Source organism: Marmoricola sp. RAF53 (genome assembly GCF_052114005.1).
GTDB lineage: Bacteria > Actinomycetota > Actinomycetes > Propionibacteriales > Nocardioidaceae > Marmoricola.
Map to the genome: position 1 here is coordinate 156,393 of NZ_JBFRDX010000001.1, position 16,044 is coordinate 172,436.

Annotated in this window: 13 protein-coding genes; 3 read left to right on the forward strand and 10 right to left on the reverse strand. The window is 68.0% G+C overall.

The genetic code is table 11. From position 1 onward, the window contains the following. Window positions 1-6 precede the first annotated feature (6 nt). Both AB4Y76_RS00740 and AB4Y76_RS00745 read left to right on the forward strand, forming a co-directional pair. Window positions 7-264: a hypothetical protein gene (locus AB4Y76_RS00740; protein WP_441921453.1), complete on the forward strand. Its 258-nt coding sequence runs from the start codon at window positions 7-9 to the stop codon at window positions 262-264. A 17-nt stretch (window positions 265-281) separates the two neighbouring features. Then, complete coding sequence (locus AB4Y76_RS00745) at window positions 282-2,423, forward strand: RecQ family ATP-dependent DNA helicase (RefSeq protein WP_441921455.1); 2,142 nt, start codon at window positions 282-284, stop codon at window positions 2,421-2,423. 215 nt (window positions 2,424-2,638) lie between these two features. Here AB4Y76_RS00745 and AB4Y76_RS00750 read toward each other — a convergent pair whose 3' ends face one another. The 10 genes from AB4Y76_RS00750 to AB4Y76_RS00795 form a co-directional block, all read right to left on the reverse strand. Continuing rightward, window positions 2,639-5,077, reverse strand: a complete 2,439-nt coding sequence (locus AB4Y76_RS00750) for a S8 family peptidase (protein ID WP_441921457.1) — start codon at window positions 5,075-5,077, stop codon at window positions 2,639-2,641. Window positions 5,078-5,115: 38 nt separating this feature from the next. Continuing rightward, window positions 5,116-6,099 carry an AAA family ATPase gene (locus AB4Y76_RS00755; RefSeq protein ID WP_441921459.1) on the reverse strand — a complete coding sequence of 328 codons (984 nt, stop codon included), beginning with the start codon at window positions 6,097-6,099 and terminating at the stop codon, window positions 5,116-5,118. A gap of 182 nt (window positions 6,100-6,281) precedes the next feature. Beyond that, a complete protein-coding gene (locus tag AB4Y76_RS00760) occupies window positions 6,282-7,043 on the reverse strand; it encodes a hypothetical protein (RefSeq protein ID WP_441921461.1) in 762 nt (253 codons plus the stop codon). Window positions 7,044-7,697: 654 nt separating this feature from the next. Further along, a complete protein-coding gene (locus tag AB4Y76_RS00765) occupies window positions 7,698-8,102 on the reverse strand; it encodes a hypothetical protein (RefSeq protein ID WP_441921463.1) in 405 nt (134 codons plus the stop codon). A gap of 155 nt (window positions 8,103-8,257) precedes the next feature. Further along, on the reverse strand, window positions 8,258-9,472 hold the full coding sequence (locus AB4Y76_RS00770) for a zinc-binding dehydrogenase (protein ID WP_441921465.1): 1,215 nt from the start codon (window positions 9,470-9,472) through the stop codon (window positions 8,258-8,260). A gap of 57 nt (window positions 9,473-9,529) precedes the next feature. After that, entirely contained in the window at window positions 9,530-9,910 is a 381-nt protein-coding gene (locus AB4Y76_RS00775; protein ID WP_441921467.1) for a VOC family protein, read from the reverse strand. A gap of 155 nt (window positions 9,911-10,065) precedes the next feature. After that, window positions 10,066-10,425, reverse strand: a complete 360-nt coding sequence (locus AB4Y76_RS00780; RefSeq protein WP_441921469.1) for an STAS domain-containing protein — start codon at window positions 10,423-10,425, stop codon at window positions 10,066-10,068. A gap of 91 nt (window positions 10,426-10,516) precedes the next feature. Continuing rightward, window positions 10,517-11,692 carry a PP2C family protein-serine/threonine phosphatase gene (locus tag AB4Y76_RS00785; RefSeq protein WP_441921471.1) on the reverse strand — a complete coding sequence of 392 codons (1,176 nt, stop codon included), beginning with the start codon at window positions 11,690-11,692 and terminating at the stop codon, window positions 10,517-10,519. Window positions 11,693-11,871: 179 nt separating this feature from the next. After that, the gene (locus AB4Y76_RS00790) at window positions 11,872-12,540 is read right to left on the reverse strand and encodes a response regulator (RefSeq protein ID WP_441921473.1); all 669 of its coding nucleotides are present in this window, start codon (window positions 12,538-12,540) and stop codon (window positions 11,872-11,874) included. Beyond that, the gene (locus tag AB4Y76_RS00795) at window positions 12,537-13,715 is read right to left on the reverse strand and encodes a sensor histidine kinase (protein WP_441921475.1); all 1,179 of its coding nucleotides are present in this window, start codon (window positions 13,713-13,715) and stop codon (window positions 12,537-12,539) included. The genes AB4Y76_RS00790 and AB4Y76_RS00795 overlap by 4 nt, the downstream gene beginning before the upstream one ends. A 132-nt stretch (window positions 13,716-13,847) precedes the next feature. Between AB4Y76_RS00795 and AB4Y76_RS00800 the strand changes: the two genes are divergently transcribed. After that, window positions 13,848-16,037: an MMPL family transporter gene (locus tag AB4Y76_RS00800; protein WP_441921477.1), complete on the forward strand. Its 2,190-nt coding sequence runs from the start codon at window positions 13,848-13,850 to the stop codon at window positions 16,035-16,037. The last annotated feature ends 7 nt before the right edge of the window (window positions 16,038-16,044 follow it).

Sequence of the window (16,044 nt, forward strand, 5' to 3'; positions counted from 1 at the left end):
GCGACGATGAGCAAACTCGATGCCATGCGGGCGATGCGCGAAGCCAACTACGCGGCGAGCCAGGCCCGGGCCGACAAGCCCGCGGCCGCGACCCGGCCGAAGCCGGCCACCGCCGCGGCGCCGAAGTCGCGGGCGGCGACCCAGGCCCGCGCCGGGTCTGCTGCCGACCCGGCCGGCGAGGAGCTGTGCGGTCACCGCAACATGAGCGGCCGCACCTGCACCCGCGAGAAGGCGCACAGCGCCAAGAGTCACCGCTACTCCTGACGACCCGAACGGAACCCATGGACCCCGCCGAGCTCAGCTCCCTCCGTGAAGAGGCCGAGGGGCACCTCCGTGCCCTCGTCGGCCGTGACGACGCCCGGCTGCACGAGGACCAGTGGACCGCGATCGCGGCGCTGGTGGCGGACCGGCGCCGGGCGCTCGTGGTCCAGCGGACCGGCTGGGGCAAGTCGGCGGTGTACTTCATCGCGACCGCCCTGCTCCGTTCCCGCGGCGCCGGTGCGACCGTGATCGTCTCGCCGCTGCTCGCGCTGATGCGCAACCAGATCGAGGCGGCCGACCGTGCCGGGATCCACGCCGTCACCATCAACTCGACCAACGTCGAGGAGTGGCAGGACGTCAACGCCCGGATCGCCGCCGGACAGGTCGACCTGCTGCTGGTCAGCCCGGAACGGCTCAACAACCCGGGCTTCCGCGACGAGGTGCTGCCCCGGCTCACCGAGTCCGCCGGCCTGCTCGTCATCGACGAGGCGCACTGCATCTCCGACTGGGGCCACGACTTCCGCCCCGACTACCGGCGGATCCGGCAGATGCTCGCCGACCTGCCTACCGGCATCCCCGTCCTCGCGACCACGGCGACCGCGAACGCTCGGGTGACCGCCGACGTCGCCGAACAGCTCGCCATCCACGACCCCTCCCTGGTCGTCGAGCCTGTCGAGACGCCGCAGGACCCCGCCACCGACGTCCTCGTCCTCCGCGGCACTCTCGACCGCGAATCCCTCAGCCTCGGCGTGCTCTCCCTGAACCGCCCCGAAGAACGCCTGGCCTGGCTCGGCGACCACCTCGGGGACCTCGACGGCTCCGGGATCATCTACACGCTCACCGTCGCGGCGTCCCAGGAGATCGCCGGCTACCTGCGCGAGCGCGGCCACGCCGTGGGCGCGTACTCCGGGCAGACCGACCCGACCGAGCGGCTCGCCCTGGAGCAGGACCTGCTCGCCGGCCGGCTCAAGGCGCTGGTCGCGACCAGCGCGCTCGGGATGGGCTTCGACGCCACCCTCGGCTTCGTCGTGAACGTCGGCGCGCCCGCGTCGCCGGTCGCGTACTACCAGCAGGTCGGCCGTGCCGGGCGCGGCACCGACCACGCCGACGTGATCCTGCTGCCGGCGTACGAGGACCGCGACATCTGGCGGTACTTCGCCTCGCTCGCCTTCCCCGCCGAGCAGCACGTCCGGGTCGCGCTCAAGGCGCTGCAGGAGTCGGACCGGCCGATGTCGACCGCCACCCTGGAGACGTACGTCGACCTGTCCCGCAGCCGCCTGGAGATGATGCTCAAGGTGCTCGACGTCGACGGTGCCGTACGCCGCGTGCAGGGCGGCTGGACCGCGACCGGGCAGGACTGGGTCTACGAGCAGGACCGCTACGACCGGGTGGCGGCCGCGCGCCGCGACGAGCAGGCGCTGATGCTCGACTACATCGCCACCGACAAGTGCCGGATGCGGTTCCTGCGCGAAGCGCTCGACGACCCCGAGGCCGCGAACTGCGGCCGCTGCGACAACTGCGGCGGGCTGAAGCTCGACGCCGGCATCTCCGCCACCGCCGTCGCCCAGGCCGGCGACCGGCTCGCCCGACCGGGCGTCGTCGTCGACCCGCGGAAGATGTGGCCCACCGCGCTCGCCAACCTGGGCATCAACCTCAAGGGCAAGATCAGCGCCGGCGCCGAGGAGGGCCGCGTCGTCGCGCGGCTGACCGACCTCGGCCTCGGCCAAGCCCTGCGCGACGTCTTCCGCCCCGGTACGCCGGACCAGGAAGTCCCGGCCGCGATCGTCCAGGGCGTCATCGCCACCCTCGGCGACTGGCAACCCCGGCCCGACGGCATCGTCGGCTTCGCCTCCGCCACCCGGCCGCTCCTCGTCGACAGCCTCGTCGCCGGCCTCTCCCGCTACCTCCAGATCCCCGTCCTCGGCCGCATCGAGATCCGCGACCCGGGAGTCTTCCCCGGCCAGGGCGCCACCAACTCCGCCCAGCGCATCGCCGCGGTCAGCAGGCGAGCGGCCCTCGACGCCCCCGACGTCACCGGCAAGCGCGTCCTGCTGGTCGACGACCTGATCGTCAGCGGCTGGTCGATGACGCTGGCGGCGTACTGGCTGCGGGAGGCGGGCGCGGAGGCCGTGCTGCCGCTGGGGCTGGCGAGCGAGGCGTAGGGCAGCTCGCTCAGAATGACGCGAGCATGCGGCGTGCTCTTGGAGAACCGGGTCCGATGAGCGACCGAATCACGCGCTACCGAAGCATCGACGACGTTCTAGGTCGCCGTTTACACAGCGGCCCCGGTCAGGACGTCGCGAGCCGCAGCGATCTCATGGCGTCCGCATAACCCGATGGGGGTCACCCCATTGCCTGAGTCGTTGCGGGCCGCTGCCTAGATTTCGATCTCCGGCTCGACCTCGATGACGATCGGTTCCAGTTCCGCGCGAAGTTCTGCGTAGAGATCACCATGCTGCTCGTCGCGCTCCAACGCGATCGCGAGTGAGTAAGCCTGTGAGGCGCCCGGGGTGTCCCAACGATTCAGGTTGCGAACGGCGACGATGTACTCATCCGGCTTATCATCAGAAACCCTTATTGAACGAAGATAGTGCCCTAGTTGATTCGTGCCGCGACTCCGAGCCGTATCTGCAGGCTGCAGATCAAGGCGGGCCCCTCTTAGGCGCTCCGGCGTGGCATCCACATCATCCTCAAGTTCCTGGTCCTCATCCGCCTTCACGTACTCCGCTCGCACTTCGGCGACAGTCGGCCCGTGGAAAACCTGAAAGCTCATCTTGTTCGCAAGGTAGTCCAGGCGGGTCACGCGTACCGGAGGGTCAAAGGCGAGCGCGACTGTTAACGACCTGGTTCCGCCTGACTCACGAAAGCTGCTCGGCACGGGTACTCGGTAGAAGTGGACCTCGTCGACCGCCAACGCGGCCTCGCTGAGGAGGACCACGCGGTGATCGTCTGAGCTCTCTGATCGTTCAGCCGATACGTGCCCGTACCCGACGAGGCGCCGCTGTTCGGCCCGGTTCGAGGCGCTGTCGGGCTCCAAGAAACCCTCTACGCGTTCCGTTCCGACCATGACCAGCGCTCGGATGCTGTTTCCGTTGATGGTGGGGTACCTGGCTGCGACTCGCAGTGCTGCGTGACTGACTAATGGGGCTGCAAAACTGGTTCCGTAGCTAGAAGCCAACAACTTGTCGGGCTGCGAGCCACCGGCGCCGACGATCTGGACGGATCGGTCAGCGACGGCATGGTTCTGCAGCGAGTCCACGAGAACGGTGCCAGCTGATGCCGCGACCTCAGGCTTGATCGCACCCATCGGCCCTGGCCCGACGCGGGTGAACGGGCTTGGCAATCCGGGCCCGCCGACGAGGACCTTTTCGGCTGATGGCCGGACGTTCACCCCTTGGTGCATGGTGCCCCCAAGGCCGCCGACGGTAAGTGCGAGGGCGGCAGTACCAGGATCCAGGATTCCCGAGGATTGCTGGCGCAGGAGATCTTCAACGTAGGCGTTTGTCGTGAGCCTCTCGACGGCGTGCTCCTGCACCGACAAGTTGCCGACGCAGGTGATGACGACAATGTTCGGATGTTCGCGGATGAAGGTGTCAACTAGCGCCGCGACAGCGGTCGGGCGAGCAGGTAGATAGGGCGTACGCGGATCACCCACCGAAAGATTGATAACCCTCGCACCAGCCTCGGCAGCTAGTTCCATCGCCTCTACGACCGTGTCTGGCCACGACACGTCGTCTGCGAATCGATCGTCGCGGTCAAGGACACGGACGCTCAGTAGACGGCCAGCAGCGACAAGGGGCTCCCGCGCAGCTAAGGGAGCTTCCATGGAGCCGAACAGCGCTAGCGAGGCCACCAGAGTTCCGTGGCCGCTCTCGTCTCCCCCATCGCCAATGCTTGCGCCGATGTACTCAACCCCGACCACGGCGGGTGCGAGCATGGGGTGCGCCGAGCGAATGCCGCTGTCGATCACGGCGACGATGGGAGCATCGGCCGGAGGTCCAACGATCGGAGGGAGCGTTTCTAGTGTTGCGTTCACAAGTTGCGGCGCGTCAATGACCGGGTTCGGCATCAGGTTGATCCAGCTGATCCGGTCAGTGGCAAGGACGGCGCCGATCTTGTTGAGCGGCAGATCGCAGCAGATCGCCGACCAGCCTGCGGCCGGACGTACTGATTTATGAAGAACCTGCCCGGCAGCCGCCTCGATTGCCGAGGCCACCTCTTCATTTCGACGGCGAGCCTCCGTGGCGTTCTCCGGACACCAGCAGTGGATTTCAAGCCGGTGGGACACTGCCAAGTCGGTCGTCTGGCTGATCAACTCCGCCAACGGGGCCCCGATTAGATCTGACTCGTCGATCGACCGGACCGCGTCGATCTTGTCGAAGAGGTACTCGTAGTGTGCTCGCCGCTCGTTGCCCTGTTCCGTGAGCCCGCGAGTGCCCTCTTGGTACATCTCGTTTCGGCTGACGAACTCAGTCAGCTCAGGATCGGCTGCGAATGCGACGAGGGCTCGGTCGGATCGGATTTCCAGCGGGACCAGGCCAGCGCGCTCGACGTCTGCCGGGTCAAGTGGCGAGTTCGTTTCAAGAACGAGAATCAACTCGGGGTCGAAACCTAGGCTGCTAGATCGTCGCTGGTGGGAAGCGGTGATCTGGGAGACCTGTGTCGCGAGAGCGCGACCGTGAGCCCCGCGATCGGTGTACGTGGTCGAACCGCCGTAACCTGCCGCACGCGGTTGGCGGGGCCCGGGCTCCGTTGCGGCAGCAAGCCGAAGGTGGCCGTGTCGTCGCGGTTCGAAAAGGCTGGGCTGCTCGGACATCCCACGAGGCTAGACCGTGGCAGCGTCGTTCGCGGGTATCAGCGGGCCCGAAGTGCCTGCTCCCTCACCGAGTACCTGTCGAACGCACCTTGAAAGTCAGAACTTGTGAGCATCTTTTTGCCCGAAAGCACCCAGCGCCTCTGGGCGTCAAGGCAAATGAGTTCGATGTCCGCCGGGGAAACATCTTTGAGCTCGGTGGCCCAGGCGCGGGTGTTCAACCGATGGTGGGCGCCGCGCAACTTGAGAGCTATCAGGCGCTCACGGTCATTGGCACCCAGAGCCTCAAACCGCACGACCTCGTCGAAGCGACGCCACATCGCGCTGTCGAGCATTTGAGGATGATTCGACGTCGCGACTACGACCGACTCACCCTGCACAGCTTCAATGAGTTGAAGAATCGTCGCTAGTACTCGGCGAATCTCGGCGTGGTCGGAACCGGAGGACCGCTCAGTAGCGATTGCATCGAACTCGTCAAACACGAGCACGCATGGAGTCAGTTCGGCGAACCGGACGATTGATTCGACGTTTCTAGCCGTCTCTCCGAGATAGGACGAGGTAAGGGCGGCCAGGGACACTGTTGCGACGGGCAGGCTTAGTTCAGACGCGATCGCGTGGGCGGTGGCTGACTTTCCTGTCCCGGGGTCACCAATGAAGAGCAAGCGCCGTCGCGGCAGCAGGCGGAACCCTGCCAACAAGGATCGACTGCGGTTCTCCTCAACTAGTTCCAAAACCACGGCCCGATTGACCGCGTCGAGAACTAGGTCGTCAAGGTCGTGGTGCGGCTTGGTCAGCGCCAGTAGGGGCCTGTCGTCGCGGCTCTTTGGTAGAGGGCGCATGGATAACGCACTGTCGGTGGCTGGGCCGGCGTCACGAGTCAGCGCATGTTCGAGGTCGGCTGCGAGCAACCGATGCCCGAGGCGCTGCTCCTCCGCGATTATCCGCGCAGCCGCCTCCCTAAAGGAGGCGTCGTCAGAGCGTGAATAGGCGGCAAAAAGGCGCTTAAGCAGGTCACTCCTTGCCATTTGCGCCTCCCTTCGAGCGACCTCGCGCGCGAAGGCTGGGGCCGCGAGCCTCCACGCGACCAGTCTAGGTGCTGGACGAACAAGTCATGGCATTGACCGGCGTGTGATCGTGCTTGCTTGACGTGTACAACTCTGAACCTGACCACCGACAGATCCGAGTGCACAGATTACGTCGGGGCGGCTCAGGCAACCGGCTCGACCGGACTGTCGGTGTCGACAAGGAACCGGTTGTTCAGGAAGTAGACCTTCCTCAACTTGAGGTCCGTAGTCCACCGATCGACCGCCACTCGCGCTGTGGCTGTCGTGACGAGACCTAGGAGCTCAAGCTCCCGAACCCCTCGCTGCCACGTGTCTTCCTTGATCGCGAAGCGTTCGCGATCCCAGGACGATACATGCGCGCCTTCTTCGTCCGGCTTGCCCGCCAGGACCAGCCTTAGACATAGGAACACGAATAATGCGCGTGCAGACATCACGTTGATCCAGCCACGTGACCACAACTCGAGGGGAATTGTGATCCACGGCGCCCGCGATGGCAGGGGCGGGTGAATCGGCACCGTGAACCGGGCTCCCCGTCCTCGCACGGGCGTGCGAACAACCATTGGGCTGTCTCCCGGCCCGGCGCTGGCCAGCACGGTGAGGGCCCTCTTGATCCGGCGAGTGCCGGCTCCGGGGATTGGGTCAGCATCGTTCAGCTCTTCGTAGCCGAGCAACTCTGCCCAATAGTGGTCGGGCACCAGGCGGAACAGCTCGTGAGGGGGCTGGCGGGTGAGCAGGACCAGAGTCAGATAGAGCTTCATGACCACCTCGCCCTGGGCGAACAACCGCGACAGCTCGGTTGCCGCTTGCTCCGGCGATTGGATCCGGGCGTATTCCTCAGCGATCTGGACGGTGCTCCGTCGTCCCGACTTCCTGACTGCCTCCGTGAGGAGTTTCTTGGCGGTCACCGTCACGGATCCTGACGTCTTCCCCATCGCTTCCTCCGAACCTACCTACCATTTGAGCGGGCTCGACCGCGATAGCGGAGTAACGGAGTCAAGCGGTATAGGCCTAGTAACAAAACTGCTGCTCAGAGCCGTATTACAACCTGCTAGAAATGTTAACTGCGATGGCCGCGAACGGCGAAGCAGTTTGCACAACCTGGTCGGAATTGCGGCTCAGACTTGTCATTCGACGTGCTCGGGTGGTGGTCGAACCACGTTGCCGCAGGGGCTCGCCTAGGGGGACGATTGAGGAGCCGAGATCGCACCCCGGCCCCTCAATCAGATCCCTAAGCCCCTGAAAGGAGGTGGTGCCGTGAAGTGGGGATACCGACTTTCGATCACATGGTCACGTGGCTCAGTCTGCATCACCTTTGAGCCCCACTAGCTAGGGTTCGGCCCCTGTCGCTGAAGCGGTGGGGGCCGAACCAGTTTTGGACACTTCGGTAAGCATTGCAACCAGATGGGCCGCTAGTGACTACGCACCCGTATCGCTCGTCAGTCAACCGGCCTGCCTCCCTCGGCCCTCTGAGCGGGCCATCGGATGCCACCTCGGATACGTCCGCACCTCGCGTCGTACCGCAGTGACCGAGCAGGACCGGTGCAAGGTGTTCGCCGTGATCAAACGCCGAACACTGGGTAGACGTCTCGACGGTCGACGCTAACCCCGATGTCTCCGCGCAGGAACATGCCGGGCACCGACGGCACGCCCTGCCTGAGCATGGCCGCCAATCGATGGCCTCCGTTTGTGAGTTGCAGCCCAGTGGCAGTTATCGGCTCCATGATCAGCGCCGCGATACCTTCGATGTCAACTGTGCTTATCCGTCGCGACAATCTGTCGATTTGCGCGGCAAGGTCATCCAGAACTCCGTCGCGCGCATGCTTCTGCAGCACGCCAGCAAGCGTCGTGGAAGCGAGGTTCCAATCGACGTCGTGGTACCAGGGACCGTCTTTCCAGAGCTCGTAGCCATCAACGACGTGCGCCACGTCTTGCAGGCGAACTCTGCACCAAATGGGCTCGTCCACGCGCGAAAGCCTAGTGACAAAAGGTCCCGGCGGTGGCGCGTTGACCACCCGCAGAAGATCCGCCGCGTGTGTCACTCCGCCGCGATACATCCATCTCTCCCTGCGGCGAAATACCGAGGTCGACCTTCTCGAACCTCTTGCCTGGCTCCAGCGAACTAGCGCTGCGGCTCGAGCAGGAACTTCTCCCCGGTGGCCTGGCGTGCGTAGCGCTGCAACGTCTGCACGTCCAGGGCCTGGTGCAGCGAGATCTGGTCGGTGTAGTGGCTCGCGAAAGTTGTGGTCAGCTCATCGGCGACCCGCTGCCGCAGTCGAGCCAGGTCGGCCGCGTCGGTCCGCGCGAGGAACGGAGTCAGCAGCCACCCACCGACTCCCCAGGCGAAACCGAAGCGACGGTGGAGCTCGATCGGCCTACGATCCAGGGCGCCGTACACGTAGACCTGCTTGTGCACGTCGCTGCCGTAGCGGCTGTAGGGCGCGTCATCCGGCACGATCGCTGCCTCCATGGCGTTGAGGATCTGGCTCACCAATTGCCCACCGCCGACAGCGTCGAAGGCCAGCGTCGCCTTTGCATCCCGCAGCGCCGCGACCAGGTCGGCCTCGAAAGTCGGCTCGCTGGAGTCGCACACGTACCTCGCGCCCAGGTCGCGCAGGATCTGCGCCTGCTCCGGGCGCCGGACGATGTTGACCAGGGGAACGTCGTCGGCCTGGCAGATCCGGTTGAGCATTTGCCCCAGGTTCGACGCGGCTGCCGTGTGCACCAGGCCGGTGTGTCCCTCGTTCCGCATCGTCTCGACCATCCCCAATGCGGTCAGCGGGTTCACGAATGAGGAGGCGCCGTCGGATGCACTCGCGCCATCGGGCAGTGGCAGGCACATCTGTGGCGAGGCGAGGCAGTACTCGCCGTACGACGCCCCGCCGACGAATCCCACCGTGCGGCCGAGCAACGACTCCGCGTCCGGTGACGGTCCCGCGGCCACAACGACACCAGTACCTTCGTTGCCCACGGACATGGATTTGCCGATCCTCGCGGTCAGAGCACTCATCACGGACGCAGAGATCGGTGCGGTCACCACGGGGGCGTCCTCGGACCCCGATGCGACCGCCTTCGATACGTCGGCCATCGCCAGCAACAGCCCCAGGTCCGAGGGGTTGACCGGGGCAGCTTCCACCCGCACCAACACCAACCCCGCGGCCGGCTTCGGGGTGTCCACCGTGTCGACCGACAGGCGGAGCTCACCCTCTGCCGTGACCAGGCTTCGGAGCTGGCGCATGGTCGCTGGTACCTCGGTCATGGTTGCCCTTCGCTCGTCGCGTTCTTGCTTCGGCAGCCTATGCCTGGCCGTGAGATCGTCCGCGAAGGTCAGCGCCACTCCGCCGCGTTTCGGACGGTGCGAGGCCCGTCCGCCACCTGCGGGAGAGCGCGTCAGCTACTCGGTGTAGAGGCAGAACGGGTGCCCTGCCGGGTCGATCATCACGCGGACGTTGTCCTGCGGCTGGTACGTCGCTTGCTCCGCGCCGACCGCGAGGGCATGCGCCACCGCCAGGACGAGGTCGTCGACCTCGATGTCCAGGTGCATCGCCATCTGGGGCTTGTCGGCGACCGTCGGCCACACGGGCCGGGCAAAATTCTTCTCCGTGGCGAAGGCAAGGTTGTAACCGCTGTCGGCGGCGGGGGCGAGGTCGAACCATCCTTCCGACTCGTTGAAGATCGTCCAGCCCAGCAGTCGCTGGTAGAAGCGTGCGAGTTCTCGGGCGTCGGGTGCATCGAGGACAACGCCGATCCAGGTCTTGGTCGAACGTAGAGCCATGATCACCACTGTGCCCCCACGAGGCCAAGGGCATGCCCGTGGCCGGGGCTCCGATACTCCACCTCATTGCGCCGCGTCTGTGGTGTTCGGGTCACGAACCATTTCGGTCGACCTGGCCGAGAGCGTCCACGCACCCGATCACCCCGGGACGCGGTCTACCCCTCGGCCTGGGACCCGTCACGGTGCTCGAGTGCCTGCTCGACGGTGTCGTAGAGGCCGAGCACCGTGTCGAGGGCGGTGATGCTCAGCACCTTGCGCACCGTCGGCTGCGGGTTGACGAGGCGGAGCCAGCCCCCGGCGGTCTTGGCGCGCTTCGCTGCGCCTGCGACCGCGCCGAGAGCGAGAGAGTCCATGAACGTCGTCTGGCCGAGGTCGAGGACGGTGTGCGTGTGCTCGGCGAGGGCGGCGACCAGGCTGTCGCGCAGCAGGTCGACCGAGGCGATGTCGAAGGCACCGATCGGCGTCACCACCACGGCGCCGTCGAACTCGGCACGAACGACGTGACTGTCTTCCATGTGTGCTCCCCTCGGCATGCGGTGACGACACCGACGACACCGACGACACCATTGTGCGCTCAGACACCGGTGGCGACTGCGTCCTGTCTGGTCAGCCTGGGCGACGTACGACCACCAGGGCGACATCGTCCTCGGCGTTGTCGTCGCCGAGCCCGGCCGCGATGACCCGGCTGCAGATCGTCTCCGCGTCCTGGGCGCTGCGGAAGGAGCTCCGCACCAGGTCCAGGCGTTCGCCGTACGGGTCCTGGCCGCCCAGCGCCACGAACTTCCGCTCGACCAGCCCGTCGGTGTAGAAGGCCACGGCGGTGCCCTCGGGCAGCCGGAGACGTTCGGAGCGGCGTACGTGGTCCGGGTCGAATCCGAGCAGCAGTCCGTGACGCACCGGCGCGACTTCGGCGATCTCGCCGCCGTCCCGCGCGATCAGCGGCGCGGGGTGGCCGGCGTTGCACAGCGTGAGGTGGTGGTACGGCGGCTCGGTGACGGCGTACACGACGGTGGCGGAGATGTCCGCTTCGAAGTGGCAGAACTTGCGGTCGAGACGGTGCATCACTTCGGCGGGGTCGTCGTGCTCGAGGGCATAGGCACGCAGCGCGCTGCGCAACCGGCCCATCACGACCGCGGAACGCAGGCCGTGTCCCTCGACGTCGCCGAGAGCGATCCCGACCTTGCCGTCGGGGAGGTGGAAGATGTCGTACCAGTCACCTCCCAGGTCGCCCTCGGCCGGCAGGTAGCGCACCGCGATGTCGAGTCCTTCGACCGTGGGCGGTGCTGCCGGGAGCAGGCTGCGCTGCAGGGTCAGTGCTGCCAGGTGAGCGTCGTCGACGGTGTGTTCCTGGAGCCGGTGGCCGATCTCCACCGCATGTCGCTCCAGCCGTTCGATGTCCTCGGGGCCGAACCTCTGGCCGCCGGTGAGGAAGCCGACGTGGAGAACACCGGCCGGCTTGGTCCTGCCCGGCACGGGCACGCCGAGGAGCTGCTGGACGCCGGAGTCACGCAGGATCGGGTTGAGCACCGAGGTCTCGTTGACCTCGTCCAGGCTCAGCGGCTCGGCGCGGGCGAACACTTTGCCGGCGAATCCCGAGCCGACCCGGACGTGGGTAGCCCCGCGCCACCGACGGCCCAGCCCGGCTGATGCCGCGGGCTCCAAGACGGTCCCGGTGTCGTCGGACAGCAGCAACGTGGCGGTGTCGGAGGACATGTCCGACCGGATCTCGTCGATCATGTCCTGCAGGGAGACCGGACGGGTGGTGGTCACGGGAATGCCCATCTTCTGACGGTTGCGGAGACCGGTGAGCTCCGGTCGTTCGGCCCATCCTCGCACGCGCACAGCTCGGCGCAGTCAGGTTTGCACCCCGGCAGGATCGCACGCGGGAACGGCCGTTTGCACCGCGGCGATCGGGGGTACTGGGGCAGGTTCCGGGGCCCGCGATCGCACCTCCGCCGGTCCTATCCCTGGACGCGTCCGGTCTCGTAGGCCCACATCGCGATCTCGACGCGGTTGCGGGCGCCGAGCTTGTTCATCAGTGCGGCGACATGGGTCTTCACGGTGCTCAGGGTGATGTGCAGCTCGTCGGCGATCTCGGCGTTCGTGCGGCCGCGGGCGACGGTGAGGAGCACTTCTTCCTCGCGCTCGGTGAGCGGCTCGATCGGCTGGGCCGGCGACCCGGCTCGCTCCAGGCCGGCCAGGGTGGTGAGCAGGCGGCGGGTGATGTCGGGGGAGATGAGGGCGTCGCCGTTCGCGGCGGCGTGGATCGCCTGGACCAGGAGCTCGGGCCCGGCGTCCTTGAGGAGGAAGCCGCGGGCGCCGGCCTTGAGGGCGCCGTGGACGTACTCGTCGAGGTCGAAGGTCGTGATGATCACGACGGCAAGCGGATCCTCGACGCCGGGGCCGGCGAGCCGGCGGGTGGCCTCGACGCCGTCGATGCCGGGCATCCGGATGTCGAAGAGGCAGACGTCGGGACGCAGCTCGCGGGCCACGGCCACCGCCTCGTGACCGTCCGTCGCCTCGCCGACGACCTCGATCCCGGGCTGCGCGTTGAGGATCATGGTGAGGCCGGTGCGGACCAGGAGCTGGTCGTCGGCGACCACCACCCGGATGGTCCCGCCAGTAGTCACCGCGGAACCTCCCGCGGCAGTTCGCGGGCCATCTGTCGGGGCAGCTCTCGGGGCAGGGTCGCCTCGACGGTCCAGCCGCCGGCCGGGTCCGGCCCGGCCTGGCAGGCGCCGCCGAGCAGCTTGGCTCGTTCCGCCATCCCGAGCAGGCCGTAGCCCACGCCTGCCGCGGCGCGGGCCGCTTCTCCGTCGTCGTGCACACGCAACCGTACGACGCCGACGTCGCCGGTGACCTCGACGGTGACCGCCGTGGCGTTCAGCGAGTGCCGGATCGCGTTGGTGACCGCCTCCTGGCAGATCCGGTAGACGGCCACCTCCACCGGTTGCGGCAGCCCGGCGAGGTCGCCGCCGCGGTGCACCTGCACCACGGGGCTCATCCGGGTCAGCTCGTCCAGGTCGCCGGTGCCCCGCTGCGGCGCGTAGTCGGCGGTGGCGTCGGCCGCGTCGCCGTCACGCAGCACCCGGACCATCGTGCGCATCTCGTACAGGGTCCGCGACGCCTCCGCCTCGATCACCGCCAGCGCCTCGACCGCCAGAGCCGGGTCGGTGGCTGCCACCGCCCGCCCTGCCTGGGCCTGGATCGCGATGGCCGACACGTGGTGCGCGACGGTGTCGTGCAGCTCGCGGGCGAGCTCGCCGCGCTCGAGCGCCCGGACCTGCTGCACCTCGCGCTGACGCGCGACCGCGCGGTAGCGCATCGCGGCCCCGAGGGCGAAGGACGCGACCAGCACGGTGGTGCCACCGATCACGTCCGCGAGCTTCTCGTTGGTCACGAGACTCAGCACGGCCGGGACGGCGATGATCGCCGTACCGATCAGCGCCTCGGAGCCGGAAGCCCAGCGGTACAAGGAGTACGGCAGCAGCAGGAGGCAGACCATGGTGTTGAGCCCCACCTCGGCGGGTCCGCCGAGGAACATCGGGATCTCCAGCACCAGGGCGCCGCCGAAGCCGACCGCGGTCGCCAGGAGTGGGTGACTACGCCGCCAGAGCAGGACCGGGATCACCAGGAGCGCGACCACTCCTGCCAACGGCCGCTCCGGTACGTCGGGCCGGAAGATCGCCTCGCCCACGGCCGTGACCAGCAGGCCGCCGACCAGGACCCAGTCCCACCACGCCCGCGCCGGCGGGTCCGGGGCACGGGGCTCGGCAAGGATCGAGCGGACGAAGGCGGCGAACACGTTGCCAGCCTAGAGAGCGGTGAGGCCCGTCGTACGGGGCACAAGCACGAGTCGCTCCTCGTCCTTTCGGCCGAGGAGGACCCCACTCCTGGGCCCGATGTACGCCGCTCGCCGCCGGGCCACGGTGGAGCCATGTCGAATCTCCTCTACCGGCTGGGCCGGTCTGCCGCCACCCGGCCCTGGGTCGCCATCGGCGCCTGGGTCGTCCTCTCGCTCGTCGTCGTCGCCTCCTCCGTCGCTTTCGGGCGCCACCTCCAGGAGAGCTTCGAGGCGCCCGGCCTCGACTCCTACCAGGCTGCGCAGCTGCTCTCCGAGACCGATGCCGACGAGGGCGGGGTCACCGCCCACGTCGTCCTCGAGGCCCCGGACGCCGCGGCGCGGCTGGTGCCGGTCGAGGCCGCTCTGGAGGCACTCCCGCACGTGCTCGGCACGACGAGCAGCGTCTCCCCCCGCGGGGACATCGCACTCGTGCGGGTGCAGTACCCGGCGGTCGGGCAGCTCGACGCCTCCGACCTGGACAACCTCAAGCGCGCTGTCGCCGAGCTGCGGGACGGGTCCCCGTCGATGACGGTGGAGGCCGGAGGCGATCTGTTCTTCGCGTTCGAGGAAGCGCCCGCCGGGCTCGGCGAGGTCGGGGGGATCGTCGTCGCGATGGTCGTCCTGCTGATCGCCTTCGGCTCGCTCGTCGCGATGGGGCTGCCGATCGGGATGGCGCTGTTCGGGCTGGTCGTCGGCATCACCTCGATGAAGCTGGTGACGTACCTGGTCGACATCCCGGCATGGGCGCCCGAGCTCGCGGCCATGGTCGGGGTCGGCGTCGGGATCGACTACGCGCTCTTCCTGGTGACCCGGCACCGCGAGCACCTGGCCCAGGGGATGCCGGTCCCCGAAGCGGTCGGCCAGGCGCTGGCCACCGCGGGCCAGGCGGTGATCTTCGCCGGCGGCACGGTCGTGGTGGCGATCCTCGGGTTGCTCGTCGCGGGGATCCCGTTCGTGACCGGGGGCGGGATCGCCATCTCCGTGATGGTGCTGGTGATGGTGCTCGCGTCGGTCACCTTGCTGCCGGCCCTGCTCGGGCTGGCCGGGCACCGGATCAACGGACGCCGGCGCGCGCCGCAGCGGCCCGTAAACGGACCCGGTAGCGGCTGGTCCCGGTGGGGCGCCCACGTGACCCGCAACGCGACGGCGTACCTGGTCGGGGGAGCGGTCCTGATGATCGCCCTGGCCGCGCCCGTCCTCGCGCTCGACCTGGGCTTCCCGGACGACGGGACCAAGCCCGAGGCGCGGACCGAACGCCGGGCCTACGACCTGATCGCCGACGGGTTCGGCCCGGGAGCCAACGGGCCGCTGGTGATCGCGGTCGACGTCGCGCAGGACGCCGGAACCTCGGACCAGCCGAGCGTCGTGACGACGCTGGCCGCAGCCGTGGCGGCCGACCCGGGCATCGCCTCGGTCGGCGAACCTGCCGTCGATCGAACCGCAGGCGTGGCGACGCTGGTGGCGCAGCCGACGACGTCGCCCCAGGACGTCGCCACCCAGGAGACCGTCGCGAGGCTCCGCGGCGAGGTCTTCCCGGCAGTGCTCGACGGCACCGCGGCGACCGCCCACGTCGGCGGGCAGACCGCCACCTTCGCCGACCTCGGGGACCGGGTGCAGGAGCGGATGCCACGTTTCGTGGCGGCCGTGCTGCTGCTGTCGTTCCTCCTGCTCACGGTGCTGTTCCGGTCGGTGCTGGTGCCGCTGAAGGCGGTCCTGATGAACCTGCTGAGCGTCGGCGCGGCGTACGGCGTGCTCGTGATGGTCTTCCAGTGGGGCTGGGCGGCCGGCCTGATCGGCGTGGAGTCGACGGTGCCGATCGTGTCGTTCATCCCGCTGTTCATGTTCGCGATCCTGTTCGGTCTCTCGATGGACTACGAGGTGTTCCTGCTGTCGCGGGTGCGCGAGGAGTACCGCCGCCACGGCGACAACACCCGCGCGGTCATCGCGGGGATCGCCGGCACCGGGCGCACCATCACCGCGGCCGCGCTGATCATGGTGGCGGTCTTCTCGGGCTTCGTCCTGGGCAGCGACCCGGTGGTGAAGATGATGGGAGTGGGACTGGCCACGGCGATCTTCCTCGACGCGACCGTCGTACGGCTGGTGCTCGTGCCGGCCACCATGAAGCTCCTGGGCGACGCGAACTGGTGGCTGCCCGGGTGGCTGGACCGGCTGCTGCCGGACCTGGACCACGCGCCGGTTGAGCAGCCGGGTGAGCAGCCGGGTGAGCAGCCGGGTGAGAAGCCGGTGGAGGTCCCGGTGGGTGCACCGCCGCTGGTCTCCTAGGGCCGGG

Excerpts from the sequence above, each read along its gene's own strand:
- AB4Y76_RS00740 (WP_441921453.1), top strand. The coding sequence starts at position 7 with ATGAGCAAACTCGATGCCATGCGGGCGATGCGCGAAGCCAACTACGCG.
- AB4Y76_RS00745 (WP_441921455.1), top strand. The coding sequence starts at position 282 with ATGGACCCCGCCGAGCTCAGCTCCCTCCGTGAAGAGGCCGAGGGGCAC.
- AB4Y76_RS00750 (WP_441921457.1), bottom strand. The coding sequence starts at position 5,077 with ATGTCCGAGCAGCCCAGCCTTTTCGAACCGCGACGACACGGCCACCTT.
- AB4Y76_RS00755 (WP_441921459.1), bottom strand. The coding sequence starts at position 6,099 with ATGGCAAGGAGTGACCTGCTTAAGCGCCTTTTTGCCGCCTATTCACGC.
- AB4Y76_RS00775 (WP_441921467.1), bottom strand. The coding sequence starts at position 9,910 with ATGGCTCTACGTTCGACCAAGACCTGGATCGGCGTTGTCCTCGATGCA.
- AB4Y76_RS00780 (WP_441921469.1), bottom strand. The coding sequence starts at position 10,425 with ATGGAAGACAGTCACGTCGTTCGTGCCGAGTTCGACGGCGCCGTGGTG.
- AB4Y76_RS00785 (WP_441921471.1), bottom strand. The coding sequence starts at position 11,692 with ATGGGCATTCCCGTGACCACCACCCGTCCGGTCTCCCTGCAGGACATG.
- AB4Y76_RS00800 (WP_441921477.1), top strand. The coding sequence starts at position 13,848 with ATGTCGAATCTCCTCTACCGGCTGGGCCGGTCTGCCGCCACCCGGCCC.